This is a genomic window from Roseateles sp. P5_E4 (assembly GCF_054049255.1).
In genome coordinates this window covers 170,640-195,558 of the sequence record NZ_JBFUMS010000005.1, presented here as the reverse complement: position 1 = coordinate 195,558, position 24,919 = coordinate 170,640, and the positions used below count along the sequence as shown (strand labels likewise).

Here is a 24,919-nt window from a genome sequence, read left to right as displayed (position 1 = left end):
GAGTGGGGCTTGAAGTTCAGGCGTCGCCATCTTGGCGCGTCAGAACTGGAAGCCGACGCTCAGCTCGTAGGCCCGGCCGAACAGCGGCCGCGCCAGGAACACGCCGTCCTGGCCCGCGCCCTGGCCTGGCACGCGGAAGTTGCCTTCCGTCAGGCCGACCTTGTTGGTCAGGTTGGTGCCGGTCAGGCGCACCTCCAGGCCGTTGTCCATCGAGAACACGGCGCCCGCGTCGATGGTCCGGTAGGCCGGCAGCTTGAGCGTGTTGGTCTGGTCCGCAAAGCGCTCGCCGACGTGGCTGAAGGTGGCAAACGTGCGCAGCTGGCCGAAGCCGGTCTGCGTCTGCCAGCTCGGCGTGAGGCGAGCCTGGAACTTGGGTGCGCGCTCGACGCGGTTGCCGGTGAACTGCTGGAAGTCCTTGTACTTGGCGTCCTGGAAGTTGCCGGTCGCGGCGATCTCGAAACCATAGCCAGGCCGCAGGGCCAACTCGAACTCGACACCCGTGGCCTTGCTGTTGGGGCGCAGCACGACGTTGCCGGCGTTGGTGAACTGCTGGGTCTGCGAGTTGGTCAGCTTGTTGGCGTAGGCGGTCAGGAAGGCGCTGTAGAGCTTGGTGGCGGTCTTCAGGCCGATCTCGTACTGGGTGATGTCCTCGACCGAGTCCTTGGTCTCGTTGGCGCCGCGGCCGCGCAGCACGTCGAAGTCGGGCAGGCGGTGGCCCTTGTTGACGCGCACGAAAGCGCTGAACTCGCGGCTGAAGGCGTAGTTGGCGCCGCCGGTGAACGACGAACGGCTGAGCTTGCTGTCGATCAGCGTGTTCGTGCCATTGAAATACGACAGGTTGTTGTTGTAGATCGTCGTCGGGTCGGCATCGAGGTCGCCGCTGCTGACGTTGGCGATCGTGCCGGTGATGCGCTGGGTCTCACGGCGCGCGCCGAGGTCGATGCGCAGTTCCTTGCTCAGCTGCCACTCGTCGGCGACGAAGAAGGCGTGGGTGTTGCCGCTGTAGTTCGCGTCCAGGTTGAAGGAGAACGGCGGCGTCACGTAGCCGTTGCGCGAGGCCTTGACGCCGTTGTCCAGGGCCACGTCGACGAGGCGGGCGTGCGACTGCACCGTCATCAGCTGGGCCTGGCCCAGCGTCCACACGTCGTGAGAGCTGTAGCCGGCCAGATACAGGCCGACGGTCAGGTTGTTGCCTGGTGCGATCTCGCGGGACAGGCGGGTCTCGTTGCTGGTCGAGCGCAGCGCCTTGTCCACGGCCCACATGCCGTTGACGATGACGGGCGTGCTGCCGGCGACCGTGCCGCCGCCGTTGGTGAAGGTGGCGGTGCCGGTCGTCGCCGCGCGGCCGGCCGCTGCGACGACGGCCGCATCGCCATTGGCTGCGGTGACCTGGGACGTGATGTAGCTCGACAGCGTCTGCGGATTCGCGCCGGAGAACAACGCATAGGTTGGCGTGTCGCCGGTGGTGTGGCTGAGCTTGTTGGTCAGCGTCCAGTCGCCAAGCTTGGTGTCGAGGTTGGCGCCATAGGTCTGCACGTCGGCGCCGCGGCCGTCGGCCAGGTCCTTGGTGACGGTGCTGCGCTGGATCTCGGGCTTGCCGTTGGGCAGGGTGCGGCCCGTCGCGCGGCCGGTTTCCAGCACGATGTTGCGCAGCTCGTTGCCGTAGAAGTAGTCCTTCAGCGCATCGAAACCGGGGTAGCTGGACGCGCTCTTGCCGTCGGTGCTGCCGACGACCGGAATGGCCGTGAAGAAGGCATTGCGGTCACGCAGCGCGCGGGCATAGAGCTGCAGGCTGCCGCCTTCGAGCTTGCGGCTCAGCACGACGCTGGCCTGGCCGCCTTCGTCGGCCGGGAACTGCGTGTCGCGCACCCCCTGGCTCTGGCGCCAGAAGCCGCCGACCATGACATTCCATTGGTCGCTCAGCTTGCCGGCATAGACGCCGTCGACGCGCTTCAAGCTGCCGGTGCCGGTCGTCACGCGCAGGCTGGCCTCGGGGTTGCGGCCGTCCTTCTGGATGAAGTTGACCGTCACGCCGGGCTGGCCGCTGCCGAAGATGGGGCTGGGGCCGCCGCGCAGCACTTCCATGCGGTCGATGGTGTCGTCCAGGCGGAACAGCTGCGAGTGCTCGAAGAAGCTCAGCGTGGGCAGGTGGTAGAGCGGCGCGCCGTTGAGCTGGAAGGTCGAGTAGGGGCCGTCGCCGGGTGTCGGGAAGCCGCGCACGCGGATGTTGGCGCCGGCCTGGCCGCCCGAGGTTTCGACGAAGACGCCGGGCACGGTCTTCAGGATGTCGGCCGTGCTGGTGGGCGCGGCCTGCTTGATCTGCTCTTCGGTGGCGGTCGTGATCGAGAAGCCGGCTTCGAGCTTGCGCACGCCCTCGCGGCGCGCCGTGCCGGTGACGACGACGGCGTCGAGTTCCTTCAATTCGGGGGACTGTGCGGCAGGTTTTTCCGCAGGCTTGGCGGCGTCTTGCGCGAACGCGGCGCCACACAGGGCGGCAGCAGCCAGCGCGATCAGCTGGGGACGGAAGGCGGTGCGAACGAGGCGGACGCCGGCGCGCGGCGCGGCATGGGGGCTCAGCATGGGTGGTCTCCGATGGTTGTTGTTGTGGAATCGCTGAACAAGTCCCTCGCGTGCGGCGCATCCCTGCTTTGGGCGGTCTGCGGCGTTGCAAATGCTCGCCATAGCCAAGCTATGACTGCGCTTTGCGCCTTGCAGCCCATACCAAACCAGGGCGCGCCGCATCGCGGTGACTTATTCAGCGATTCCGATCCCGAAAGCCAGCGCGGCCGTCGCCACTTTCGATGGACCGGACTTTGATGGCAAATGTTATCGATGTCATTTGGGTTTTTACCAATGTGGCTGATCGTTGACATCGATGACATGGGTTTCGGTTCTAGGGAGTTGAACGTTTTCGGCGCGGCGGCTTGCCCGAAGGGGGCAAACCCCGACAATCCGCGCCCATGAGCACCCAAGACCTCACCGACGCCGAGTTCGCCGAACTCGACGAACTCCTCGCCGCCACGCCCGAGCCGCTGCAGCCGCTGGACGCCTCCATGCTCGATGGCTATCTGTGTGGCGTCATCGTGCAGCCCCGCCTCATCGAGGCCGACGAGTGGCTGCCCAATATCTTTGACTACGACGGCGGCCTGCTGCCCGAGACGGTAGACGCCGGCTGGCTGGACAAGCTGACCCAGCTCGTCGAGCGTCGCCATGCCGCCCTGAACCGCGGCCTGGCTGAAGATGGCTGGTTCGATCCCGTCATCCTGGAGGTCGATGAGGAACAGGAACCCGACCCGCTGCCGGAAGACGCCAGCGAGGAAGAGCGCTCGGCCCGCGCCAGCTACGACGCCCTCGGCCCCTTGTCGCGCGCGCTGATGCCCTGGGTCGCCGGCTTCCAGCATGCGGCGCTGTGCTTCCCCGAGTTGGCCGACATGCCCGACGACGCGGTGTCCGCCGCGCTCGCGCGTCTGTACCGCCATCTGCCGGCCGAGACGGCCGAGGAGAAGGAGGTCGTCGCAACACTCAACCGCGAGCATCCGTTGAAGGATCTGGACGATGCAATCGAGGAACTGGTTGTCACGGTGGCCGACCTCGCCGATCTGACCGAGGCCGAACGCTACCGTGTCGACACCATCAAGCGCGACACGCCCAAGGTTGGCAGAAACGATCCCTGCCCTTGCGGTTCCGGTAGGAAATACAAGGTCTGTCATGGCAGCAACTGATGACTTTGCGGGACAGACCGCAGGCGCTTGCGCCAAGCTCTGTCCTCAACTGACTTGAAACTGCAGCTCCTCTCGGACCTCCACCTCGAAACGGAGTCCTACCAGCCCATCCCCGCGCCGGGCGCCGAGCTGCTGATCCTCGCCGGCGACATCGACACCACGTGGCGCAGCTTCGAGCTGTTCCGCGGCTGGCCGGTGCCGGTGCTGTTCGTGCCCGGCAACCACGAGTACGACCGCCGTGACGTGGACGAGGCGCGTGAGGCCCTGCGCGCTCACGTCAAGGCCGTCGGCCTGCAGATGCTGGACGACGAATCCATCGTCATGACCGACGCCCAGGGCCGGCGCATGCGCTTTATTGGCTGCACGCGCTGGTGCGACTTCGACGCCTTCGGCCCTGGCGGCCGTGATCGTGCGATGCGCGCCGGTGGCTACTTCCAGAACGTCATGCAGGCCACGCGCCATGGCGAGGTCTTCGGCGTCGAGGCGGTACGCGAACTGGCGCTGGAGAGTCGCGCCTGGCTGGCCGGCGAACTCGCGCGCACGGGTGACTGGGACGCCACGGTGGCCATCACCCACTTCGCACCCAGCCTGAAGAGCGCCGACCCGCGCTATGGCCGCCAGCCCGGCACGGCCAGCTTCTGCAACAACGATGAGGAGTTGCTGCCTGGCGCGCAGCTCTGGGTGCACGGTCACCTTCACTGCCGCCACGATTACCGCATCGGCGAGACGCGCGTCGTCAGCAACGCCCGCGGCCACATGAAGCGCGGCGAGGCCGATGGCTTCGATGGCCAGCGCGTGTTCGAGGTCTTCGCGGCCTGAGACTTGCGCCGTGGCGGCCCGATCAGGCCGCGTGCTTCACCGGCTTGATGCGCAGAGCCCAGACGACGCCGGCGATCAGCAAGGCCACGCCGGCCAGGGTCGCTGGCGGCGGCATGCGCTGCTTCCACGCAAACGCGTAGGCCAGCGCGGCCAAGGTCTCGAAGACGATGAGCTGGCCCGACAGCGAGGTCGGCAGACGCTGGCTGGCCTCGTTCCAGCACAGCGTGCCCAACCAGGATGAGCACAGGCCGATGGCCGCCATCAGACCCACGTACGCCAGCGGCCTGTCGCCGAGCGGAAAAGCGTAGTCCGCGGGAATCAGCTTGCCCGGCGCCATCAGGTACGCGAGCGCCAGCAGCAGCAGGCCCACCAGCGCCATCGGCAAGGTGACGAGGCCTTGCGCCGTCGCCCAAGCCCTGGGGCTGCGATCACTGTGCGCGCGCAGCCAGTCGGCATTGCGGATCGGATACCAGGTCCAGCAGGCCACCGCGGCGATGGCCAGCAGCGCGCCCTCGGCATAGCGGCGCGGGTCGCCGGCCTCGGCTTGCAGCACCGCCAGCTCGTCGCGATTGACGCAGGCCAGGCCCGCGGCGATCAGCAGCAGCGACGGCGCCAGCTTCGCCCACGGCAGATGGCCGTCACGCACGCGGTTGCGATGGTTGGCGCAGATGGCGATGACGACCGGCAGCGTGCCGATGATCATGGTTGGCAGCGGCGCGCCGGCGCGCTGGATGGCGGCCGACAGGCAGAGGTAGTACAGGAAGTTGCCGATCAGGCTCAGCTTGGCCGCCTCCCACCAGTCACCCGGCCGCAACTCGCGCAGCGCGCGCCGGTCCAGGGCCAGGGCCAGCGGCACGGCGATCAGGCCGAAGGCCAGGTAACGGCCCACCGTCAGCAAGGCGGGCGCATAGCCCGGCAACATCACGGGCGCGACGAACACCAGCCCCCACATCAGCCCGGCAGCGAGGGCGAACAACAAACCAAACAGCATGGCCGGCATCATCACCCATGCCTTCGTCACACCGGGGCGCTAGGCTCTTTCCCCATGCGCCCCGCCTTCGTCCTCAGCCTCGCCCTGGTCGCCTGCACGGCCCAGGCCGGTCGGCCGCTGCAGGCCGAAGACGCCGCCGTCATGGACCCGCAGGCCTGCGAGATCGAAGGTGCACATGGTGACTGGCGTTTGGGCGAAGACGGCCAGCGCCAGACCAGCCTGCAACTCGGCTGCGGCATCGGCTGGGGTACCGAGGTCGCGCTCAACGTCATCCGGCCGCGCGAGCTGGCGCTGAACGGCAAGACCCTGCTCGCCAGCGCCGCCTGGGCCGATGGCGACGCCCAGCTCACGCTGGCGTGGAGCCTCTCGCATCGCCACGTCGAGACGGTGTGGCGGCGCAGCAGCGCGGGGCTGATTTTGGTTGGTAGCGTGCCGCTGACGCGCGAGCTGTCCCTGCATGCCAACCTGGGCCATCAGCGCGACGAGATGGTGGGCCGCCGCAGCACCACCTGGGCCCTGGCCGTCGAGCATGGTGGCTTTGGCGAAGGCGGGCGCTGGCAGCCCATGGCCGAGGTCTTCGGCGACGACCGTGGCCGGCCCTGGGCCAATGCGGCGTTGCGTGTGGCGCTGCTGGCCGATCGCGTCTTCGTCGACGCGTCCTATGGCCGGCAGTTCGCAGGCGCTCGCGCCCGGCTGAAGACTGTCGGCTTCAAGTTCGCGTTTTGAACCAGGCCGCCACGGCCTCGCGCTGTTCGGCGGTGTAGTGAAGGCCGAGCTTGCTGCGCCGCCACAGCACGTCTTCGGCGCTGGTCGCCCACTCGCTCTCCACCAGATGGCGCAGTTCGGACTCGAACAGGCCCGGCGCGATCTCGGCGCCGGGTGGCGCAGCCAGCATCTCGCGAGCTTTGCTGCCGTAGGCGCGGGCGATGCGGCGCACGCCGGGTCGAGCTGGGTAGGCCGCCTGCAGCTCGGCGGCAAAGGCGTCGATGTTCACGCCATGTGCGCCGAGGTCGCCGCCCGGCAGCGTGGTGCCGGCAGTCCAGGCCTTGCGCGCATCGCCCAGCAGTTCGCCGATCTGCGTTGCGCCGTCCTCGGCCAGCTTGCGATAGGTCGTCAGCTTGCCGCCCCAGACATTGAGCAGCGGCGCACCGCCGTCCTTGTCGGCTTCCAGCAGATAGTCGCGCGTGACGGCCGAGGCCGAGCCGCCTTCGTCCAGCAGCGGGCGAACGCCGGCATAGGTCCACAGCACATCGGCGGGCTTCACCGGCTGGGCCAGATAGCGGCTGGCCTGCTCGCAGAGATAGGCGATCTCGTCTTCGGCGATGGTGGCGCGCGACGGCGGATCCTCATGCTCGGGCAGCTCGACGTCTGTCGTGCCGATCAGCGTGAAGCGCTCCTGGTAGGGGATCGCAAAGATGATGCGGCCGTCGGCGTTCTGGAAGATGTAGGCGTGGTCGTGGGTGAAGCGCTGGTCGACGACGATGTGGCTGCCCTTGACGAGGCGCAGGCCGCGCGCCGGCAGCGGCTGGCCGCGGGCGCCCTGGGTGTGGTCGCGCAGGAAGCGCTCGGCCCAGGGGCCGGCTGCATTGACCAGGGCACGTGATCGGAACTGGCGGCCGTTTTGCAGCGTGACCTGCCAGCCGTCTGCGCCGCGCACGGCCCGGGTCACGGCGCAGCGCGTCAGCACTTCGGCGCCGCGGGCTTGCGCGTCCTGGGCGTTCAGCACGACGAGACGGGCGTCGTCCACCCAGCCGTCGGAATAGACAAAGCCGCGCGTGAATTCCGGCTTGAGCGGCGCGCCATAGACGCTGCCCGCCAGCCGCAGGCCGTGCGAGCCCGGCAGCAGCTCGCGGCGGGCCAGGTGGTCGTAGAGGAAGAGGCCGATGCGGATCATCCAGGCCGGGCGCAGATGCGGCGCATGCGGCAGCACGAAGCGCAACGGCTGGATCAGATGAGGCGCGCTCCTGAGCAGCACCTCGCGCTCCTGCAACGCCTTGCGCACCAGCGAGAACTCATAGGTCTCCAGATAGCGCAGCCCGCCGTGCACGAGCTTGGTGGACGCCGAAGACGTGTGCGAGGCCAGGTCATCGCGCTCGGCCAGCAGCACCCGCCAGCCGCGCCCGGCCAGGTCGCGGGCCAGTCCCGTGCCGTTGATGCCGCCTCCCACCACCACCACGTCAAAATCGTCCACCATGCACTCACTCTAAGGGATGGTGATGGACGCCTTGCTTGCGTTGGACCAGGGAACCTCTAGTTCGCGCGCTCTAGTTTTTGGCCGCGACGGCCGCTTGCTCGCCTCGGCCCAGCGCGAGCTGCCCCAGCATTTCCCCCAGCCGGGCTGGGTGGAGCATGACGCCGAGGAGATCTGGACGCATCAGGTTGAATGCGCCCGAGAGGCTATGGCCAAGGCAGGTGTGAAGGTCGCGGCGATCGGCATCACCAACCAGCGTGAGACCGTCGTGCTGTGGGACCGCAAGACTGGCAAGCCCCTGCACAAGGCCCTGGTCTGGCAGGACCGCCGCACGGCGGCATTCTGCGAACAGTTGAAGTCCCAGGGCCTGGAGCCGCGCGTGCGCGAGCTGACCGGCCTGGTGCTCGACCCGTATTTCTCGGCCACCAAGCTGCGCTGGCTGCTGGACCACGTGCCCGGCGCCCGCGAGCGCGCGGCCCGCGGCGAGCTGGCCTTTGGCACCATCGACAGCTGGCTGCTTTGGAAGTTGACCGACGGCAAGGTGCATGCCACCGACGCCAGCAATGCCTCGCGCACGTTGATCTACGACATCCACCGTGGCGACTGGAGCGACGAGCTGTTGGCGGCCTTCGACATTCCGCGCAGCCTGCTGCCCGAGGTGCGGCCCTCGGCCGGCGTGTTCGGCCAGGCGGCCGAGTTTGGCGTCCCGATCGCCGGCATCGCGGGTGATCAGCAGGCCGCGCTGTTCGGCCAGGCGGCGTTGCAACCAGGCCAGGCCAAGAACACCTATGGCACCGGTTGCTTCTTGCTGATGCACACCGGCCACCAGGCGCGCACGTCCACGCAAGGCCTCATCACGACGCGCGCCGCCCAGGTCGACGCGACGCCGCAATACGCATTGGAGGGCAGCGTCTTCGTCGGCGGCGCCGTCGTGCAATGGCTGCGCGACGGCCTGAAGGCCATTGGCGGCAGCGGCGAGGTGCAGGCGCTGGCCAGCAGCGTGCCCGACGCCGGCGGCGTCATGTTCGTGCCGGCTTTCGCGGGCCTGGGCGCGCCCTACTGGCGTCCCGATGCGCGCGGTGCGCTGCTCGGTCTCACGCGCGGCACGACGCAGGCCCACATCGCCCGCGCGGCGCTGGAGAGCATCGCCTTCCAGAGCGCGGCTGTGCTGACGGCCATGAATGCCGACGTCGGCGCGGCTGAGCGCCTGACCGAATTGCGAGTGGACGGCGGGGCGAGCGCTAATGACCTGTTGATGCAGTTCCAGGCCGACCTGCTCGGCATCCCGGTGCTGCGGCCCAAGGTCATCGAGACAACGGCTCTGGGCGCGGCGCTGCTGGCCGGGCTTGGTGCCGGCGTGTACGAGTCAACGGAACAGATTGGAGCGATCTGGCAGCTGGACCGTGCCTTCGAGCCGCGGATGTCGCGCGACGAGGCGGAGGCGCGGCTGGCAGAGTGGGACAAGGCCGTGAGGCAGGTGTTGGCGGATTGAATCGAGGACTAAGCGATGGAAGAGTTCCCGTTCCAGGAGAAGTTCGATGCCGATATGCGCGAGGCTCGTGAGCGTCTTGGTCTAGCGGTTGGGGACGTCTACGAAGACTGTGCCTGGCACCCAGTTCTTTGTGTGGCAGTAAGCTATGAAGAAGACGACATTACTGGGATCTCGTTGATCGACGGCACGTACCCAAGGTCATGCAGTCTTCGGCATTGCGGCATCCGCAAACTCACGGTGCAAGAAGCGTGGGAGATTCGGCGCAGTGGCCCAAATGATCCTGCAGCAAGGGAGGCCATTTCGCCTGAGCGGAAGTGGTGGCGGTAGCGGCGCATCAGCAAGCGGCGCGGACCGAGCGACTTGATCGGTCCCGCAGACGGTGCACTCAGGACTCTGATCCCATCGCCGTCGCCCGCCCAACACCCTCCCACGCAGCCAGATCCTTCAGCAGCTGCTCGCTGTGCGCCCGCACCGCGTCGATCGCATCCGCCCCCAACTGCAGCCGCAACGGCGTGACCTCCGCGCGCAGCGCCGCATCGATCGCCGCCGCCGCCTTGTCCGGGTCGCCGGCTTGCGTCCCATCCATGCCCTTCGCAAAGCTGCGCGTGCCGCCGACGATCTCGTCGTAGGCCGCCAGCACGGGCATCTGGCGCAGCACGTCGGCGCCCGCAAAGCCGGTGCGGAAGGCGCCGGGTTCGACGATCAGCACCTTGATGCCGAAGGGCGCGACTTCCTGGGCCAGGGCCTCGGACAGGCCCTCCAGCGCGAACTTGGAGGCCGAGTAGGCGCCGAAGCCGCCAAAGGACATCTGGCCGCCCATGCTGGACAGGTTGACGATGGCGCCGCGGCGCTGCTCGCGCATGGCCGGCAGCATGGCGCGAGTGACGGCGACAGCGCCGAAGAAGTTGGTTTCCATCTGCGCGCGCAGCTCGGCGTCGGGTGTCTCCTCGACGGCGCCGACGATGCCGTAGCCGGCGTTGTTGATCAGCACGTCGATGCGGCCGAAGTGCGCCAGGGCGGCAGCCGTGGCGCGCTCGGCGTCGCCAGCAGCGGTCACGTCCAGCGGCAGCACGAGGACGCGGTCGGGTGCGCTGTCGGCCAGCGCGGCCAGGCGCGCCGGCTGGCGGGCCGTGGCGACGACGTTGTAGCCCTGAGCCAGGGCGTACTTCGCGAAGGACAGGCCAAAGCCGGACGAGGCGCCGGTGATGAACCAGGTGGGGCGGGTGTGGGTGGTTGCAGTCATGGTGGGCTCCGTGGGGTGGTGGGTTGCGACGGGATTCAGTGTCTCGAAACGATGTGATCGGATAAAGGCGCTTGAATCGCATGGGCCATGCGATATGGTTCATGAATGAACCGCGAATTGCTGGCCCATCTGCCCATCGTCGTTGCCGTGGCCGACAAGCGCGGCTTTGCGGCGGCTGCCCAGGCACTGGGGATGAGCGCCTCGGCCGTCAGCCATGCGGTGCGTGTGGTGGAGGACGCCCTCGGCGAGCCGCTGTTCGCGCGCACGACGCGCAGCGTGGCGTTGACCGAGGCGGGCGTGCGGTTTCTCGCCAGCGTAGGGCCGGCGTTGGAGGACATAGGCGCGGCCGTCGAACATCTGGGCGCCGCCCGCGGCGAGGTTGGCGGCGTGCTGAAGCTGAATTCCTCGCGCGTGGCTTCGCAAATGGTGCTGCCGCCGCTGCTCGCGAAGCTGGCGGTGGCCCACCCCAAGCTGACGGTGGAGGTGCACGACAACGATGCCCTCGTGGATGTCGTCGCCGGCGGCTTCGACGCCGGCATCCGGCTGGGCGAGCAGGTGCAGCAGGACATGGTCAGCGTGCGCCTGACGCCGCCGTTCAAGGCCATCCTCGTCGCCTCGCCGGACTATCTCGCCCGGCGCGGCGCGCCGGCCCGCGTGGCCGAGCTGGCGGCGCACAACTGCATTGGCTTTCGCCTGCTGGCCGCCGGCAGCCTCTACGACTGGGAGCTGCGCGAGGCCGGTGAGACGGTGGCCGTGCGCACGACGGGCAGTGCCGTCATCACGGACGCCAGCTTCGCGCGCGACCTGGCCCTGGCCGGCGTCGGCATCGCCTACATCTTCGAGCCGCTGGTGCACGCGGAACTGCGCAGCGGCCGTCTGCAGCAACTGCTGCCCGAGTCGGCCTTCGAGGAGCCCGGCCTCTTCCTCTACTTTCCGCGGCGCGCAGCGTTGGCGCCCAAGCTGCGCGCCTTCATCGACGCCGCCCGCTCAGGCGGTTGATTCGGTCGCCTCACCGCTTTCCTGCGCCAGGAAGACGATCAGCACGATGAAACCGATGAGGGGGATCAAGCCGATCAGCTGCCACCAGCCGCTGCGGCCGGTGTCGTGCAGGCGGCGCGTCGCCGCGGCCAGCTGAGGCAGCAGCGTGCCCAGCAGGAAGATGATGTTGAGCCATTGGCTGAACATGCCCAGCACGAAGCTCGCGCCGAAGACGAACAGTGCGAACCACCAGTACTCCGAGCGGCTGGCGCGGCCCGAGAAGTCGACGTATTTGCTGAAGCAGGTCTGGACGGATTCCTGGAAGGTCATGGCCTCTCCCCGAGGTGGTGTTGAGTCGCCGGCATGCTAGGCCACCGGCCGGGCTTCACCACCCCTCAAAAACCCAGGCTTTCGCCCAGGCCGGCCAGCGTTGCGATGCTCAGGCTCGCAAAGATGACGGCGGCCACCGTGTGCACCAGCTTGACCGGCAGCTTCTGCGCCAACTTATCCCCCACCAGCACCGCCGGCACGTTGGCGATCATCATGCCGGCCGTCGTGCCGGCGACGACACCGATGAAATCGGCCGGGAAGCGCGCCGCCAGCGCCACGGTGGCGATCTGCGTCTTGTCGCCCATCTCGGCCAGGAAGAAGGCGATGACCGTCGTCAAGAAGACGCCATGGCCGGGCTTGGGCGTGTCGTCCTCGTCGAGCTTGTCGGGGATCAGCATCCAGCCCGCCATCGCCAGGAAGGACAGGCCGAGGATCCAGCGCAGCGCCATCGGGCTGATCAGGCCTGTCAGCCAGCTGCCTAACGCGCCCGCAGCGGCGTGGTTGAAGACGGTCGCAACGAAGATGCCCAGCACGATGGGCACCGGCCGCCTGAAGCGGGCCGCAAGCATGAAGGCGAGCAGCTGGGTCTTGTCGCCAATCTCGGCGAGGGCCACCAGGCCGGTGGCGATGAGGAAGGCTTGCATTGCGGCGGATTTTCTCAGCCGCTCCTGACACGCGCTGACAGCCAACCCGGCGCAGCATGCGGGCATTGCACTTCAGGAGACCCATGTGAACTTCGCCTACACCCTCGTCTACGTGTCCGACGTGGCCGCGTCCCTGGCCTTCTTCGATAAGGCTTTCGGCCTCAAGAAGCGCTTTCTGCATGAGAGTGGCGCCTATGGCGAGGTCGACACCGGCGGCAGCGGCACCACGCTCGCCTTTGTGGACCACGCAACCGCCCGTGACAGCGTGCAGCACGACTACGTGGCCGCCGACGCGAGCCCGCAGCCGCTTGGCATGGAGATCGGCTTCACCGTGACCGACGTGCAGGCTGCCTATGACCAGGCCGTCGCCGCCGGCGCCCGCGCCCTGGCCGCACCGGTCACCAAGCCCTGGGGCCAGACGGTGGCCTATGTGCGCTGCCCGGACGGCACGCTGGTGGAACTCTGCACGGCCATGGGCTGAGATTTCCCTTTCACGGGGCGGTTTCGCCCCGGCACGGCGCGCGCCGTGAATAGCTGGTCTTGAGCCAGGGAAGCCAGTGGGGCGCTGATGGCGCCCAGCGTGGCCAGTTCGGCGCCGCGGGTACCGCGGGCCTGGAAGGAGGCGTAGATGGCCATGATGAAGCTCGACCTCGTTGTCGGTGACACGTGTCTTCTGCAAGGGGCATGCCCGGTCCCGCACAATGACCGGTTATGCGCCGCGCAGACCGCCTTTTCCAGATCGTCCAGCTCATCCGCGGACGCCGCCTCACGACGGCCGACTACCTCGCGAGTCGCCTCGAGGTGTCGATGCGCACCGTCTACCGCGACATCGCCGCGCTGGGCCAGCAGGGCGTGCCCATCGAGGGCGAGGCGGGCGTCGGTTACCGCATGCGGGCAGGCTTTGACCTGCCGCCGCTGATGTTCAGCAAGCAGGAGGCCCAGGCCCTGGTCGCGACGGTGCGCATGGCCGAATCGCGGCTGGATGCGGCGTTGGCCCGCCAGGCCGAGAACGCGCTGTCCAAGATCCTCGCCGTGCTGCCGCTGGACGCTCGCGCCGCGGCCGAGAGCCTGGCGCTGTATGCGCCGCTGCCGGCCCTGGACCCGGCCACCAGCGCCCACCTGACGGCCATGCGCGAGGCCACCGAGGACCGGCGCAAGCTGAAGGTGGGCTATCTGGACCTGGGCGGCGTGAAAAGCGAGCGCATCGTGCGCCCGCTGGCCTGCCTGTTCTGGGGCCCGGTCTGGACGCTGGCTGCCTGGTGCGAGCTGCGCAATGACTTCCGCAGTTTCCGCGTCGATCGCGTCGAGACGCTGGAGGTGCTGGAGGAGACCTTCCGCGACGAGGCGGGCAAGACGCTGGCGGACATGAACCGCAAGCGCGAGGCGCAGGACAACGGCGGAGCTTGAAATGGAGCCCCTCGTCCAGTCTCGCGCCGCTGAACGCGGGCGTGCCTGACCGGTCCCCCGAGGGGACGGCGATGCTTGCGGCATCGAGCCGCAAGCACATCGCCTAACGCGGGCCGGCTCGGGAGCGGCCCAGCGCTCGGCCCGCAATTCGACACCAGCATGCCGCCGGCGAGTTAAGTACAGCGCGCGCCCTTGTCCTCAAGCAGCGCGCGCAACAGGGGGCGATGACATCTCGCCTCATCCTCGCAATAGCAGCCCACCGAGAAATTCGTCTGCGCCGACAGCGTCGCCAGCAGGCTCAGCGCATGCTGGGCTTCGGGCTCGGCCATCTCGGCGCTGTACTTTTTCTTGAAGATCTTCCACTCGGCGTCTGTCTCAGCCGCCTGGCCGAGCTTCATGGTCTCAAGACTGGGCGCGAGATTGGGGAACCAGACGTCGTAGAAATCACGCGATGCGAACTCGGCCTTGGGCACGCCACGCGGCGGGCGGCGCACGGTGCCGATGCGGGTGCCCTCGTCCTGGGCGCGCGGGCTGCCGAGCCTGACGATGCGGATGGGCATGGCGGTCGTCCGTTCAGGGCTGGCGCCCCAACACGCGGATCACTTCTTCTTCGGCCACCGGCTTGGCGATGAAGCCGTTCATGCCGGCGGCCAGCGCGGCCTGGCGTTCCTGGTCGAGCACGGCGGCCGTGAAGGCGTGGATGGGCAGCTGGGCGGTGATCGGGTCGGCGCGCAGCAGCTGCGTCGCTTTCAGGCCATCGACCTTGGGCATGTGCAGGTCCATCAGCACCCCGTCCAGTCGCCCGGCCTGCTCGCGCGCGAGGCAGACGGCCTGCTCGCCGTCCTCGGCCTCAACGACCTCGGCGCCCAGGCGCTGCAGCAGGGCCGTGATGATGAGGCGGTTGACCGGGTTGTCCTCGGCGACGAGCAGGCGCTGGCCGGCCAGCGGGTAGCGCGGCGGCATCGGGATGCGCTTGCGCGCAGCGGTGTCGTCGATGGTCAGGGCCGTAGGCAGGGCCAGCTCGGCCCAGAAACTGGAGCCGTTCGCGCCGTCGCTCTGCACGCCGACGCGGCCCTGCATGCGTGCGGCCAGCTCGCGGCAGATGGAAAGCCCCAGGCCGGTGCCGCCAAAGCGCCGCGTCGTCGAGTCGTCGGCCTGGGCGAAGGGGCGGAACAGTCGACTCTGCAACTCCAGCGGCACGCCGATGCCGCTGTCCGCGACGACGATGCGCACGCGGCCTTCGCCGGCCGACGACAGCTTCAGCCGGATGTGGCCGCGCTCGGTGAACTTCAGCGCGTTGACGAGGAAGTTGGCCATGATCTGGCGCACCCGCAGCGGGTCGCCGATGACCAGGCGCGGCAGGCCTGGTGCGAGTTCGATCTGCATGTCCAGGCCGCGCTCGCGGCCCAGTGCCGCGCAGCCTTCGAAGCCGGCCTGGGCCAGCGCGTGCAGGTCGAACTCGATGGTCTCCAGCTCGAGATGACCCGCCTCGATCTTGGACAAGTCCAGCACGTTGGAGACGATCTCATTGAGCGACTCGGCCGCCGCCACGAGGTGGGCCAGGTACTGCGGCCGACGCTCGTCCGGCCCGGCCTGCTGCAGCAGCCGCGCCAGGCCCAGCACGCCGTTCAGCGGCGTGCGGATCTCGTGGCTCATCGTCGCGAGGAAGGCGCTCTTGGCGTGGCTGGCGCCTTCGGCCTGCTGCTTGGCAGACCGCAGCTCGCGCTCCTGGCGGCGGCGTTCGGTGACGTCCTCGGCCACCCAGAGCGTCGCGTGGTCGCAGTCCTGGTCGTTGCGGCCTTCGCTGCGGCCGGCCAGCGTCGTTGGCAGGCCGCGGGCGTTGAACTGCACGGTGATGCGCCGGCCATCGGGGCGGATGAAGTCGCGCTCGAATGCCAGTGCGGCGCTGGCGACCTCCTGGGCCGAAGGCAGGCAGGCGTGGCCATCGGCCAGCTGCGGCTCGGTGCCGCCGAAGATCTCCTGCCAGTGGCGATTGACGCGCTCGAAGCGCTCGCCGCGCGTCAGCGCGATGCCGACGCTGGCGTGGTCGAGGATGGCCTCGGCCTCGATGCGCGCGCGCTCGCGCTCGGTGATGTCGCGGGCGATCAGCATGGTGGCCGGCTCGCCCTCCCAGTCCAGCGTTGCGGCCGACACCAGCACGTCACGCCACTCGCCGTGCACCAGCAGGGCGGAGCGGAAGTCGCGCACGATGCCTGACGCGGCCAGCTCGGCGGCCAGGCGCCTGGGCTCGCCGCTGTCGGGCCATAGGCCGAGCTCACGGCCCGAGTGGCCCATCAGCTCGTCGCGCGACAGGCCCACCAGGGCACAGAAGCCGGAGTTGGCGAAGCGGATGCGGCCGTCTTCCATATGGGCCACGCAAATGGCGTCGGGACTGGCGCGCAGCACGCGGTCCAGCATGTTGGCGGTGCGCTGGTGCTGCTGCAGCGCCAGGCGCTCGCCGGTGATGTTGTGGCTGACGCCGCGCCAGCCAATGTGGCTGCCGTTCGCATCGAAGACGGGCTCGCCCGAGCCCAGCGTCCACAGCAGCCGGCCGTCGGGCGCGCGAAAACCGTTGATGCGGTCGCGGTAGGCGCGCTTGGCGCGGATGTCCTCCAGCAGGCCGGGGTAGTCGGCGTCGCGCACGAGCATGGCGCCGCCGGGCTCGCCCATGCGCAGGAAGTCTTCGCGCTTGTGGCCGGACAGGGCCTCGAACTCATCGGACAGCATGGTGACGCGGAACTTGGCGTCGGCTTCCCAGGCCCAGTTGTGGGCGGCCTGCACGAGGCGAGCCAGGCGGGCCTCCTCGCCGATGGCGCGCGCCAGTGCCGTGCCCAGGATGCGGTTGAGCAGCAGGGCCGAGGCCAGGCCGCTGGTGGCGATCAGGAAGTGGGCGACGAGGCGATCGAGCAGCTGCGGCTGGCGCGGCGCGCTCAAGCCCGGCAGCAGGCCCTGGGCTTCCATCGCGGCCAGCACGCCGATGGCGGCGAGGTAGAGCACGGTCAGCACGGCTGCCGCCGCATTGCCGGCCACGCCACCGCCCAGCGCGATGACGAGGGCGCCGGCCGCCAGGATGACGGTGTGCACACCCAGGCCAATATGGGCCGCGTGGGCGACGAGGGCGATCAGCGTGCCGCCGAGGATCAGGGTTGTGGCCAGCCGCGCGCGGCCGGCGCGGCACAGCAGCCAGCCTGCGCCGCTGACTGCCAGCAACGCCAGCCCGACGACGAGGCGCTGGCTGCCCCACAGCGCGCGCAGGCCGAGGGCGGCCTCGCCGGCGCCGATCAGCGCGGCCACGGTACCCACGACGCCGACGATCCAGATCAGCGTGCGCGCCGCCATCTGCTGCAGCGCGCTTCGGGTGTCGCTGGCGTCAGTCGGCACTGAAGCCATTGCGGGCATGCGTGCCGTCGCAGAAAGGTTTGGTCTGGCTGCCGCCGCAGCGGCACAGCCGCGCCTGCGCGACGCGGCAGACCATGCGGCCGGTGCCGCTCAGCACCTCGATTTGGCCGCGCAGCTGCAGCGGGCCGTTGGGCTCGGGCTCGATGTCGATGCGGCCATCGCGCATGGCGGGCATGTCGGTGGGCAGGCCCAGCAGACCGGTCTCGGGCTCGCCGGTCGCGTCGAAGTGGATGTCGTGGTGGCTGCCGTCGCAGAAGGGCTTGTTCTTGCTCGCGCCGCAGCGGCACAGCGTGGCGCGCGTGCCGATGGCCTGGCCGCGCAGCACCAGCTCGCCGCGTATGCCATAGGGGCCGGCCTCGCGCACCGACAGCAAGTTGACCGGCGGCGGCGCCTCGTCGTCCTCGCCGTCCTTGCGGCGGTACTGGATGGCGCCCGACGGGCAGGCATGGGCGATGTCGACGAGGCGCTCGACGGGCATGGCGTCCGGGTGCAGCCAGGGGCCTTGCACATTGGCGAGGAAGACCTTGGGCGCGCCGGTCACGCAGAAGCGTGCATGGATGCAGCGCTGTGCCTCGAAGCGCAATTCGAGCTTGTCGCCCCGCACGATCTCGATGCCGTCGACGGTCTCCGTGGGTGGCGGGGGCGGTGCTGCCGCGGCAGGTGCCGGGGCGGGCGCAGTGGCGGGTGCAGGCGCGGCGACGGGCGCGTTCAGGTCCAGCCCGCGCTCGGCGCGTTCGCGCAGCGACTGCAGCAGGCGTGCCGCGCGGCCGCTGCGTTCGGCCCCGAGCTCGGCGTGCAGGCTGGCCGCTGCGTCGGCGATCTGGCCCAGGCGTTCGACGACGAAGCGCCGCGCGGCCGGCCCCGGTGGCAACGCTGCCGCGTCGCGCAGGGCGGTGAAGCTGACGCCGGCGTTGCAGCCCGGATTGCTCGCGCCGGCAGGCAGCCGCGCGGCATGCTCGGCCAACGGCGTGAAGGCGCGCATCAGGCAGATGCCCAGATCCACCATCAGGCTTTTCTCGGCCGACGGCCCGGGCAGCAGATAGCTCTGGGCCAGCAGGCGCAGCATCAGGCCGTAGCTGGCGTTGGCGATGTCCACCGTCGCCGCCGCGGCCGGGTTCTCCAGCCAGACCCGGCCCTCGGGCCGCGGCGGGCGGCGCAGCACCGGGTTGGTGGCGGCCGGCCAGGCGGGCTCGAAGCCCGGGTGGGCGGCGCGCAGCTGGGCCAGCTCCTCACGGATGGCGGCGAAGCGGTGGTAGTGAGAGGTGGCGCTGTCGCTGGGGGCGCCCTCACCCTGCTGCACGATGGCGTCGAAGGCCGCCAGCGCCGTCTTGGAGCACAGCACATGGCGGGCGCCGCCGAGGGTGAGCTCCTGGGGCCCGAGCTGCAGCCAGCGGTTGCCGCAGAAGGCCACGGCCTCGCCGTGTAGCTCGACAAAGGCGCGCAGGTCGGCGCTCAGCGTGGCGTAGAAATGGCCGACGGTGTCGTAGTCGCGCGCCATCGGCGTGACGCGCGGTGCCGTCGAGCCGCGCGTGAACAGGCGCTCGGCGGCAAAGCCTTCGCCGTCCTCTTCAGCGCTGCCCTCGGGGCGCTCCAGGAAGATGAAGTGCTGCAGCGTCGCGTCATTGAAAGGTGCAAGCTTGACGACGACGCGGGCTGGCAGATTGCCGGGGTCGAGCGGGAAATTGCCGCGGCCGATGCGCGGCGCGCCGCCCAGCGCCGCCGTGATGTTCCAGACCGCCACCAGGTGGCCCATTTCCTCGATGGCGACAGCGATGATCTCGCGCCGCCAGCGCTCGACGGCCTCGGCCTCGACGGCACCCAGCCCCTCGGCCTCGCCCTGCTTGAGGCTGAAGGCCGCGTAGAGATAGGTGCACATGAGGTTGTGCTCGAGCTCGGCGGCCTCGTAAAGGCTGTGCAGCAGTTGCTCGCGGCTGGGGGCCGCGGCCGGGGTTTGAATCGTCATGGAAGCGCGGCCTGGGACTAGCAGCGCGCGACATTAGCACGCAGTTGCGGGATGTCGGCGGTTGTTCGCGGCTACGGGCCGAGCGCCCGGTCCGCAAGCATCGCCGTCCTCGCGGAACCGATCAGACCGCGCGCGTTCAGCGACGCGAGGCTGGGCGAGGGGCCCACTGCAGGCGCGGCAGCCATGCCAGTGGATCGAAGCGGGCGGCCGGCGCCTCCACCCAGCGGTGGAAGGGCACAGCCAGGCCGTTGGCCAGCAGCCAGGTGGCCACAAGCAGCACCAGGCCGGCTTCGGGCGTCGCGCCCGGCAGATGCGCGAGCAGGGCGTTGCTCAGCAGCAGCACCGGGAAATGCAGCAGGAACAGTGCGTAGGAGGGCGTTGCGGCGCTGGCGAAGGCCGAAGCCAAGGCGGCCGGCAGCAGCTGACGGCCCTCGGCATGGCGGGCCTGCGCCCAGGACAGCCACAACGCCGTGGCCAGCGCCAGGGCGAGGCGGTCGCGCCATTCCACCATCAGCGCGGCGCTCACGGCCACTGCCAGCAGCAGCAGGCCGGCGCGGCGGTGACGCGACAGACCCAGCCAATGCACGAGAGCGCCCAGGCCATAGGACGCGAAGAAGTAGGGTGCGTAGGCGTCGAGCTCCGGCTGGCGGTTGAACACCCAGGCCGAGGCCAGCGCGGCGGCCGCGACGAGGACGGGGCCGACGACGAGACGGCTTGGGTGCCGCCAGCCGCGCCGTGCCAGCCACAGCAGGCCCACGAGCAGGGCAAACAGCTGCAGGTCGATGGCCACATACCAGGCGCCCACGGTCAGCGCTTCGTAGCCCAGCACGTCATGCAGCAGCAGCGCGTGAGCGAGAAGCTGGCCGACGCTGATGTCGGCGGGCACCAGCTCGGGCCAGGACGAAGCGATGAGGCCGGAGATGCCCAGTGTCAGGGCCAGCGCCGCCAGGAAGGGCAGCACCAGCCGCAGATAACGCCGCCACAGCAGCTCGGGCACGGCGGCCTGCAGGGCCTGTCCACGCGGCGACAGGCCGCGCGCGCTGAGATAGCCGCCGACGACCAGGAAGATCTGCACCGACATGCGCCCGTACTGATGCATGGCGCCGGCCAGCAGGGGCAGGGCGGCGTGGGCGGCGCGGGCGATCGGCCCGTAGCTGACCAGGTGGTGCAGCACGATGATCTGTGCCGCGAGCGCCTTCAGCACGTCAAGATGGGGCAGTCGGCCGGCGGGGCTGGACATGATCAATGCGGCCCAGCCGCTGGCACGCGCTGACGCACACCCCGGGAGGGCGGCGAGCGAAGTGGGTGCGGGGGCTGTGGATTCATTGCACAAAAAGAACGGGCCTGCGCAGGCAGGCCCGTTGTCTCGGACATGTGAAATTGTACCGGTGGCGCGCTGGGGAAATCCCCATGGTGTTTCAGCTGGTCACGAAGAGGTGCTTGTTCTTTGCAAACCGCCTCACCCGAACCAGCGGCGCAGCCAGGCGCGCAGGCGCTGCAGCGCGTGGCGGCGCTCGGCCGGCGCGGCACTTGCGGCGAGGGCCGGCGCGGCGGCTGGCGGATGGCGTTCAACCAGCGCGGCCTGCAGGCGGATGAAGAAGTCCTGCGCCAGCTTTTGTGCCGCCGCATCGACCAGACGCGAGCCGATCTGCGCCAGCTTGCCACCGACGCTGGCCGTCACGTCATAGCTCAGCACCGTTTCGCTGGGCGACACGGCCTGCAGCTGGACGAAGGCTTGGCCCTTGCCATGGCCGGCCGCGCCGCCCGAGCCCTCGAAGCCGATGCGGTAGCTCTGCGGCGGGGTCAACTCGGACAGTTGCAGCTTGCCCTTGAACCTGGCCTTCACGGGCCCGATGGACACGGCCATCAACAGGTCAAAGGCGTTGTCGCCGGTCGACGTAAGGGCCTCACAGCCGGGCACGGCGGCCTGCAGCATCGCGGTGTCGTTCAGCGCGGCCCAGGCCTGGGCCTGGGACACGGGCAGATGCTGCTGGCCGGTCAGATTCATGCACCGATTCTGACCGTCGGCCCGGCCAACAAAAAGCGCTGCCCGCCAGACAGGGCCTGACGGGCAGCGCGGGAGGCCGGGGGGCGCTGTTTACTTGACGGTCAGCTGGTTGTCGACCGACTTCACGCCGTCGACCGCCTTGGCGATGGCTTCGGCGCGGTCCTTCTCGGCCTGCGTGGCGACCTTGCCGGTCAGCTGCACATAGCCGTTGGCGTCGGTCTCGACGTGAAGCATGGCCAGCGACGAGATCTTGCTGGTGGCGAGCTGCGTCTTGATCTTGGTCGTCACGACCGAGTCCTTGACCCAGGCCTTGGCCGCGCCGGGCGGCTTGTCATCGGCATGGCCGACCAGCGGCGTGACCAGGGCAGCGGCGACCAGCAGCGAAGCGAGTTGCGAAATCTTCATGACTCTTCCTTTCAATCGGAAGCGGTAGCACTGGATGCGCACCGCCGAAACCGAAATCTAAGCAGTGGGACTGCCCGTGCAGGGCGGACGTTGCGCCGCCTGCCTGTAGGACGTGGGCTATCGCTTCAGGGCGTCGAGCAGACGGTCGATGCTGTCGAGGTCGTGCACCGGCAGATGGCGAGTCACCTGGGGCAGCAGTGCCTTCACGCCGGCGGCGCGCGGCTGGAAAGCCTTGAAGCGCAGCAGCGGGTTCAGCCAGATCAGCTCGCGGCAGCACAGGCGCAGCCGCTCGGCTTCGAAGGCCAGGTGCGCGCCGCCGTCCTCGGCGTCGCGTTCCAGGCCATCGGTGACGAGCAGCACCGTGGCTGCGCCGCCGCCCAGCACGCGGCGCGCCCAGTCGCGATTGAAGGCGTGCAGGCTCTGGCTGATGCGGGTGCCACCGGCCCAGTCCGGCACGGCGGCGGACACGGCGGCCAGCGCCGCGTCGGGGTCGCGGGCTTTGAGCTGGCGCGTGATGCGCGTGAGCCGGGTGCCGAAGACGAAGGCTTCAACGACGGGGGCCTCGCCCGCGCCGCCGGCCGGATTCAACAGGCCCTGGGCCAGATGCAGCAGCACCCGCGAATAGCGGCCCATGGAGCCCGAGATGTCGGCCAGCAGCACCAGGGGTGTCGGGCGGCGGCGGGCGCGCTCACGGGTGGGCAGGGCGAAGTCGCACCGGGCCTCGGCGCGCAGCGTGGCGCGCCAGGCGATGCGGCCTTGCGGCGCGGGCGCATGGCGGCGCGTGAGCTGTTGCGCCAGGCGCGGCTGCAACGCGGCGAGGGCCTGGCGCGCGGCGGCCCATTCGGCGGCCGTCATCGTGTCGAAATCGCGCCGCTGCAGCAGCTCGCGGTTGCCGGCGTCCAGACGCGCCTCGATCTCGACCTGCTCGGCGCGCGGCGAATCGGCAGGCGCGCCAGGAAACAGCGCATCGGCCAGGCGCCGGTTCTCGGGTGGTGGCGGTGCGCCCGCACGGCCCTGGGCCTGCGGCAGCAGCAGGGCCATGATGCGGCCGAGCAGGTCGGGGTCGCGCCAGAAGACGTGGAAGGCCTGCTCGAACAGCGGTCGGTGCTCGGGCCGGTCGACCAGGCAGGCGGCCAGCGTCGCCTTGAAGTCGGCACGCGAGGCCAGGCCACCGGCTTCCAGCGCCTGGGCGGCGAGCAGCAGCCGGTCGGTGCCTAGGGCCAAGCCGGCCGTGCGCAAGACGCGGCCGAAATGCACAAGGTTTTCCGCCAGGTGGTGCCCCTCGGCGGGCGGGTACACCAGCCGATCCCCCGAGGGGATGCATGCCGGCTCGGGAGCGGCCCAGCGCTCGGCATGCGGGTCCACGGCTCAGCCCTCGACGCTCTGCCGCAGTTCTGCAAGCAGCCTTGCGGCCTCGCTCCCCTGCACGCGGGCGATGTCGTCCTGGTATTTCAGCAGCACGCCCAAGGTCGACTGCACCGTGGCCGGGTCCAGGCTGACGGCGTTCAGCTCGATGAGGGCGCGCGACCAGTCCAGCGTCTCGGCCAGGCCGGGCAGCTTGTAGAGGTCGAGCTGGCGCAGGCCCTGCACAAAGGCGACGACCTGCGCGGCGAGCCGCCGCTCGATCTGCGGCAAGCGCGCGCTGACGATGGCGAGCTCGCGCGCGGCATCGGGAAAGTCCACCCAGTGATAGAGGCAGCGGCGCTTGACGGCGTCGTGGACCTCGCGGCTGCGATTGCTGGTGAGGATGACCAGCGGTGGTGTGGCGGCCGTGAGGGTGCCGAGTTCGGGGATGGTGATCTGGAAGTCGGCCAGGAACTCCAGCAGAAAGGCTTCGAAGGGCGCGTCGGCGCGGTCCAGCTCGTCGATGAGCAGCACGGGCGCCGGGGTTGTCGTCAGCGCCTGCAGCAGCGGGCGTTCGATGAGGAAGCGGCGCGCGAAGAGTTCGTCGGCCGTGCGTTCACGTTCGTGTGCCTGCGCGAGGCGGATCTCCAGCATCTGCCGCGCGTAATTCCACTCGTAGGCGGCCGCGGCCAGGTCCAGGCCTTCGTAGCACTGCAGGCGGATCAACGGCCGGCCGAGGGCCGTGGCGAGTGCCGCCGCAATGGCCGTCTTGCCGGTGCCCGGCGCGCCTTCCAGCAGCAAGGGCCGCGACAGGCGCAGCGCGAGGAAGGCGGCTGTCGCCAGCTCGCGCGAGGGCAGATAGGCCTGGGCCTGAAGGGCCTGGGCGACGGCGTCGATGCTGCTGTCCGGAGCGGGATCGGGCACGGCAGGCCTCATGGGTAGTTGGAGCAAGTATGCGGTGGGCTGCGCCTGCTTACATCTGGGCGGGGAAGTTTTGTGCCGCGGGCGGCGTTGTCGGGTTGAGGGACCGAAGCGTCCCGCAGCACTCGATATCCAACGGAGCCCGCTCATGAACACGTCCAAACTCTGCCTCATTGCCACCGCCCTGATGCTGGCCGGCATGGTCCACGCCGAGGAGGTGGCACCGAATGCCGACAAACGCGCCGTCAACCTCGCCGTGCAGCGCGATGGCCAGCGCAATCAGAGCGCGGCGGCGGTCAGCCTGCCCGTGGGTGAGCGCGCCTGGGTGCAACTGGGCGCCGGCCAGTCGCGCAGCCACGACCTGGCCAGCGGCAACAGCGTCAAGCCCCGGCAGGTCGCGGTCGGTGGTGGCGTGGCCGGCAAGGCCTGGCAGGCCAGCGTGAACGCCAGCCAGCGCCGCGACGGTGAGCGCCTGCGCCAGACGGACCTGGCTACAGCGGTGGACTGGCGGCCGGCGGAGGGCGTCAACGTCGGTATCGATGCGGTGAAGCGCAGTGCCCGTGCGCGGGGCACGGTGGCGTCAGGCGGCGGCGCGGCCACGCCGGTCGAGCAGCGCCTGCGGGGCCATGGCCTGGGCGTGCACGGCGCGGTGGCGGTCACGCCGCGCCTGAGCGTCTACGGCGCCGTCATGCGCAGCCGCTACACGACGAGCACGACGCAAGCGACGAACAGCGGTGGCCTGCTGGCCGGTGTGCCGCTGCTGGGCAATCGCGTGACGGCCATCAACCGCGACGAGGCGGCGCTGGACCGCAGCCACCAGCTCGGCGCCACCTACCGCGTCAGCGAGCGCGTGGCGCTGAACGGCGAGGTGATGCAGGACCGGCTGCACGATGGCGGCAACCTGCGCAGCGTGCAGATGAAGGCGGCCATCGCCGCGGGGGCCGGCTGGACCGTCACCCCCGGCGTCGGCCGCAGCCGCGGACCCCAGGGAGGCGTGAACTACGGGTTGCTGGGGGCGAGCTACGCGTGGTGAGGCTCTAAGCTTGGGTCTTCACCCCATGG

At 69.6% G+C, this 24,919-nt stretch carries 23 protein-coding genes; 9 read left to right on the top strand and 14 right to left on the bottom strand.

From position 1 onward, the window contains the following. Positions 1-39 precede the first annotated feature (39 nt). Positions 40-2,580, bottom strand: coding sequence for a TonB-dependent receptor (locus ACXJLH_RS11975; RefSeq protein WP_056200766.1), 2,541 nt, complete (start codon positions 2,578-2,580; stop codon positions 40-42). Positions 2,581-2,960: 380 nt separating this feature from the next. Between ACXJLH_RS11975 and ACXJLH_RS11970 the strand changes: the two genes are divergently transcribed. Continuing rightward, positions 2,961-3,722, top strand: a complete 762-nt coding sequence (locus tag ACXJLH_RS11970; RefSeq protein WP_056200764.1) for a YecA/YgfB family protein — start codon at positions 2,961-2,963, stop codon at positions 3,720-3,722. Positions 3,723-3,776: 54 nt separating this feature from the next. After that, entirely contained in the window at positions 3,777-4,541 is a 765-nt protein-coding gene (locus ACXJLH_RS11965; protein ID WP_457444267.1) for a metallophosphoesterase, read from the top strand. A 22-nt stretch (positions 4,542-4,563) separates the two neighbouring features. On the opposite strand, the gene ACXJLH_RS11960 is transcribed toward ACXJLH_RS11965, so the two are convergent. Then, positions 4,564-5,532: a DMT family transporter gene (locus ACXJLH_RS11960; protein WP_056201328.1), complete on the bottom strand. Its 969-nt coding sequence runs from the start codon at positions 5,530-5,532 to the stop codon at positions 4,564-4,566. 54 nt (positions 5,533-5,586) lie between these two features. Between ACXJLH_RS11960 and ACXJLH_RS11955 the strand changes: the two genes are divergently transcribed. After that, positions 5,587-6,258: a hypothetical protein gene (locus ACXJLH_RS11955; protein ID WP_457444265.1), complete on the top strand. Its 672-nt coding sequence runs from the start codon at positions 5,587-5,589 to the stop codon at positions 6,256-6,258. On the opposite strand, the gene glpD is transcribed toward ACXJLH_RS11955, so the two are convergent. Next, positions 6,242-7,726 (bottom strand): glycerol-3-phosphate dehydrogenase, encoded by a 1,485-nt coding sequence (gene glpD / locus ACXJLH_RS11950; RefSeq protein ID WP_457444263.1) that lies wholly within the window; start codon positions 7,724-7,726, stop codon positions 6,242-6,244. The two genes, ACXJLH_RS11955 and glpD, sit on opposite strands and share 17 nt — an antisense overlap. 22 nt (positions 7,727-7,748) lie before the next feature. On the opposite strand from glpD, the gene glpK reads away from it, so the two are divergent. After that, positions 7,749-9,215, top strand: coding sequence for a glycerol kinase GlpK (gene glpK, locus ACXJLH_RS11945; protein WP_457444261.1), 1,467 nt, complete (start codon positions 7,749-7,751; stop codon positions 9,213-9,215). Positions 9,216-9,230: 15 nt separating this feature from the next. After that, positions 9,231-9,542, top strand: coding sequence for a hypothetical protein (locus ACXJLH_RS11940; RefSeq protein ID WP_457444260.1), 312 nt, complete (start codon positions 9,231-9,233; stop codon positions 9,540-9,542). A gap of 58 nt (positions 9,543-9,600) precedes the next feature. On the opposite strand, the gene ACXJLH_RS11935 is transcribed toward ACXJLH_RS11940, so the two are convergent. Continuing rightward, entirely contained in the window at positions 9,601-10,458 is an 858-nt protein-coding gene (locus tag ACXJLH_RS11935) for an oxidoreductase (protein ID WP_457444259.1), read from the bottom strand. A gap of 105 nt (positions 10,459-10,563) precedes the next feature. On the opposite strand from ACXJLH_RS11935, the gene ACXJLH_RS11930 reads away from it, so the two are divergent. Continuing rightward, complete coding sequence (locus tag ACXJLH_RS11930; protein ID WP_056200745.1) at positions 10,564-11,457, top strand: LysR family transcriptional regulator; 894 nt, start codon at positions 10,564-10,566, stop codon at positions 11,455-11,457. Here ACXJLH_RS11930 and ACXJLH_RS11925 read toward each other — a convergent pair. Continuing rightward, positions 11,446-11,766, bottom strand: coding sequence for a DUF805 domain-containing protein (locus ACXJLH_RS11925; RefSeq protein ID WP_457320852.1), 321 nt, complete (start codon positions 11,764-11,766; stop codon positions 11,446-11,448). The genes ACXJLH_RS11930 and ACXJLH_RS11925 overlap by 12 nt on opposite strands. A 65-nt stretch (positions 11,767-11,831) precedes the next feature. Further along, a complete protein-coding gene (locus tag ACXJLH_RS11920) occupies positions 11,832-12,410 on the bottom strand; it encodes a TMEM165/GDT1 family protein (protein ID WP_457352197.1) in 579 nt (192 codons plus the stop codon). An 85-nt stretch (positions 12,411-12,495) separates the two neighbouring features. Here ACXJLH_RS11920 and ACXJLH_RS11915 point away from each other — a divergent pair, with 85 nt between their 5' ends. Further along, positions 12,496-12,891, top strand: a complete 396-nt coding sequence (locus tag ACXJLH_RS11915) for a VOC family protein (protein WP_457320849.1) — start codon at positions 12,496-12,498, stop codon at positions 12,889-12,891. A 230-nt stretch (positions 12,892-13,121) separates the two neighbouring features. Beyond that, on the top strand, positions 13,122-13,817 hold the full coding sequence (locus tag ACXJLH_RS11910; RefSeq protein WP_056200736.1) for a helix-turn-helix transcriptional regulator: 696 nt from the start codon (positions 13,122-13,124) through the stop codon (positions 13,815-13,817). Positions 13,818-13,990: 173 nt separating this feature from the next. On the opposite strand, the gene ACXJLH_RS11905 is transcribed toward ACXJLH_RS11910, so the two are convergent. From ACXJLH_RS11905 to ACXJLH_RS11870, 8 genes are all read right to left on the bottom strand, one after another. Continuing rightward, complete coding sequence (locus tag ACXJLH_RS11905; RefSeq protein WP_457444257.1) at positions 13,991-14,377, bottom strand: DUF488 domain-containing protein; 387 nt, start codon at positions 14,375-14,377, stop codon at positions 13,991-13,993. A gap of 13 nt (positions 14,378-14,390) precedes the next feature. Beyond that, on the bottom strand, positions 14,391-17,207 hold the full coding sequence (locus ACXJLH_RS11900; RefSeq protein WP_457444256.1) for an ATP-binding protein: 2,817 nt from the start codon (positions 17,205-17,207) through the stop codon (positions 14,391-14,393). Next, entirely contained in the window at positions 17,188-19,179 is a 1,992-nt protein-coding gene (locus ACXJLH_RS11895) for a ferritin-like domain-containing protein (protein WP_457444254.1), read from the bottom strand. The genes ACXJLH_RS11900 and ACXJLH_RS11895 overlap by 20 nt, the downstream gene beginning before the upstream one ends. Before the next feature lie 136 nt (positions 19,180-19,315). After that, a complete protein-coding gene (locus ACXJLH_RS11890; protein WP_457389886.1) occupies positions 19,316-20,419 on the bottom strand; it encodes an acyltransferase family protein in 1,104 nt (367 codons plus the stop codon). A 219-nt stretch (positions 20,420-20,638) separates the two neighbouring features. After that, positions 20,639-21,187: a CoxG family protein gene (locus ACXJLH_RS11885; protein ID WP_457444252.1), complete on the bottom strand. Its 549-nt coding sequence runs from the start codon at positions 21,185-21,187 to the stop codon at positions 20,639-20,641. 90 nt (positions 21,188-21,277) lie between these two features. Next, a complete protein-coding gene (locus tag ACXJLH_RS11880; protein ID WP_457444250.1) occupies positions 21,278-21,592 on the bottom strand; it encodes a BON domain-containing protein in 315 nt (104 codons plus the stop codon). Positions 21,593-21,709: 117 nt separating this feature from the next. Beyond that, entirely contained in the window at positions 21,710-22,957 is a 1,248-nt protein-coding gene (locus ACXJLH_RS11875) for a vWA domain-containing protein (protein ID WP_457444248.1), read from the bottom strand. Between the two features lie 3 nt (positions 22,958-22,960). Further along, positions 22,961-23,860 carry an AAA family ATPase gene (locus ACXJLH_RS11870; protein WP_235532036.1) on the bottom strand — a complete coding sequence of 300 codons (900 nt, stop codon included), beginning with the start codon at positions 23,858-23,860 and terminating at the stop codon, positions 22,961-22,963. A 145-nt stretch (positions 23,861-24,005) separates the two neighbouring features. Here ACXJLH_RS11870 and ACXJLH_RS11865 point away from each other — a divergent pair, with 145 nt between their 5' ends. Then, positions 24,006-24,890, top strand: coding sequence for a hypothetical protein (locus ACXJLH_RS11865; protein ID WP_457444246.1), 885 nt, complete (start codon positions 24,006-24,008; stop codon positions 24,888-24,890). Positions 24,891-24,919 lie beyond the last annotated feature (29 nt).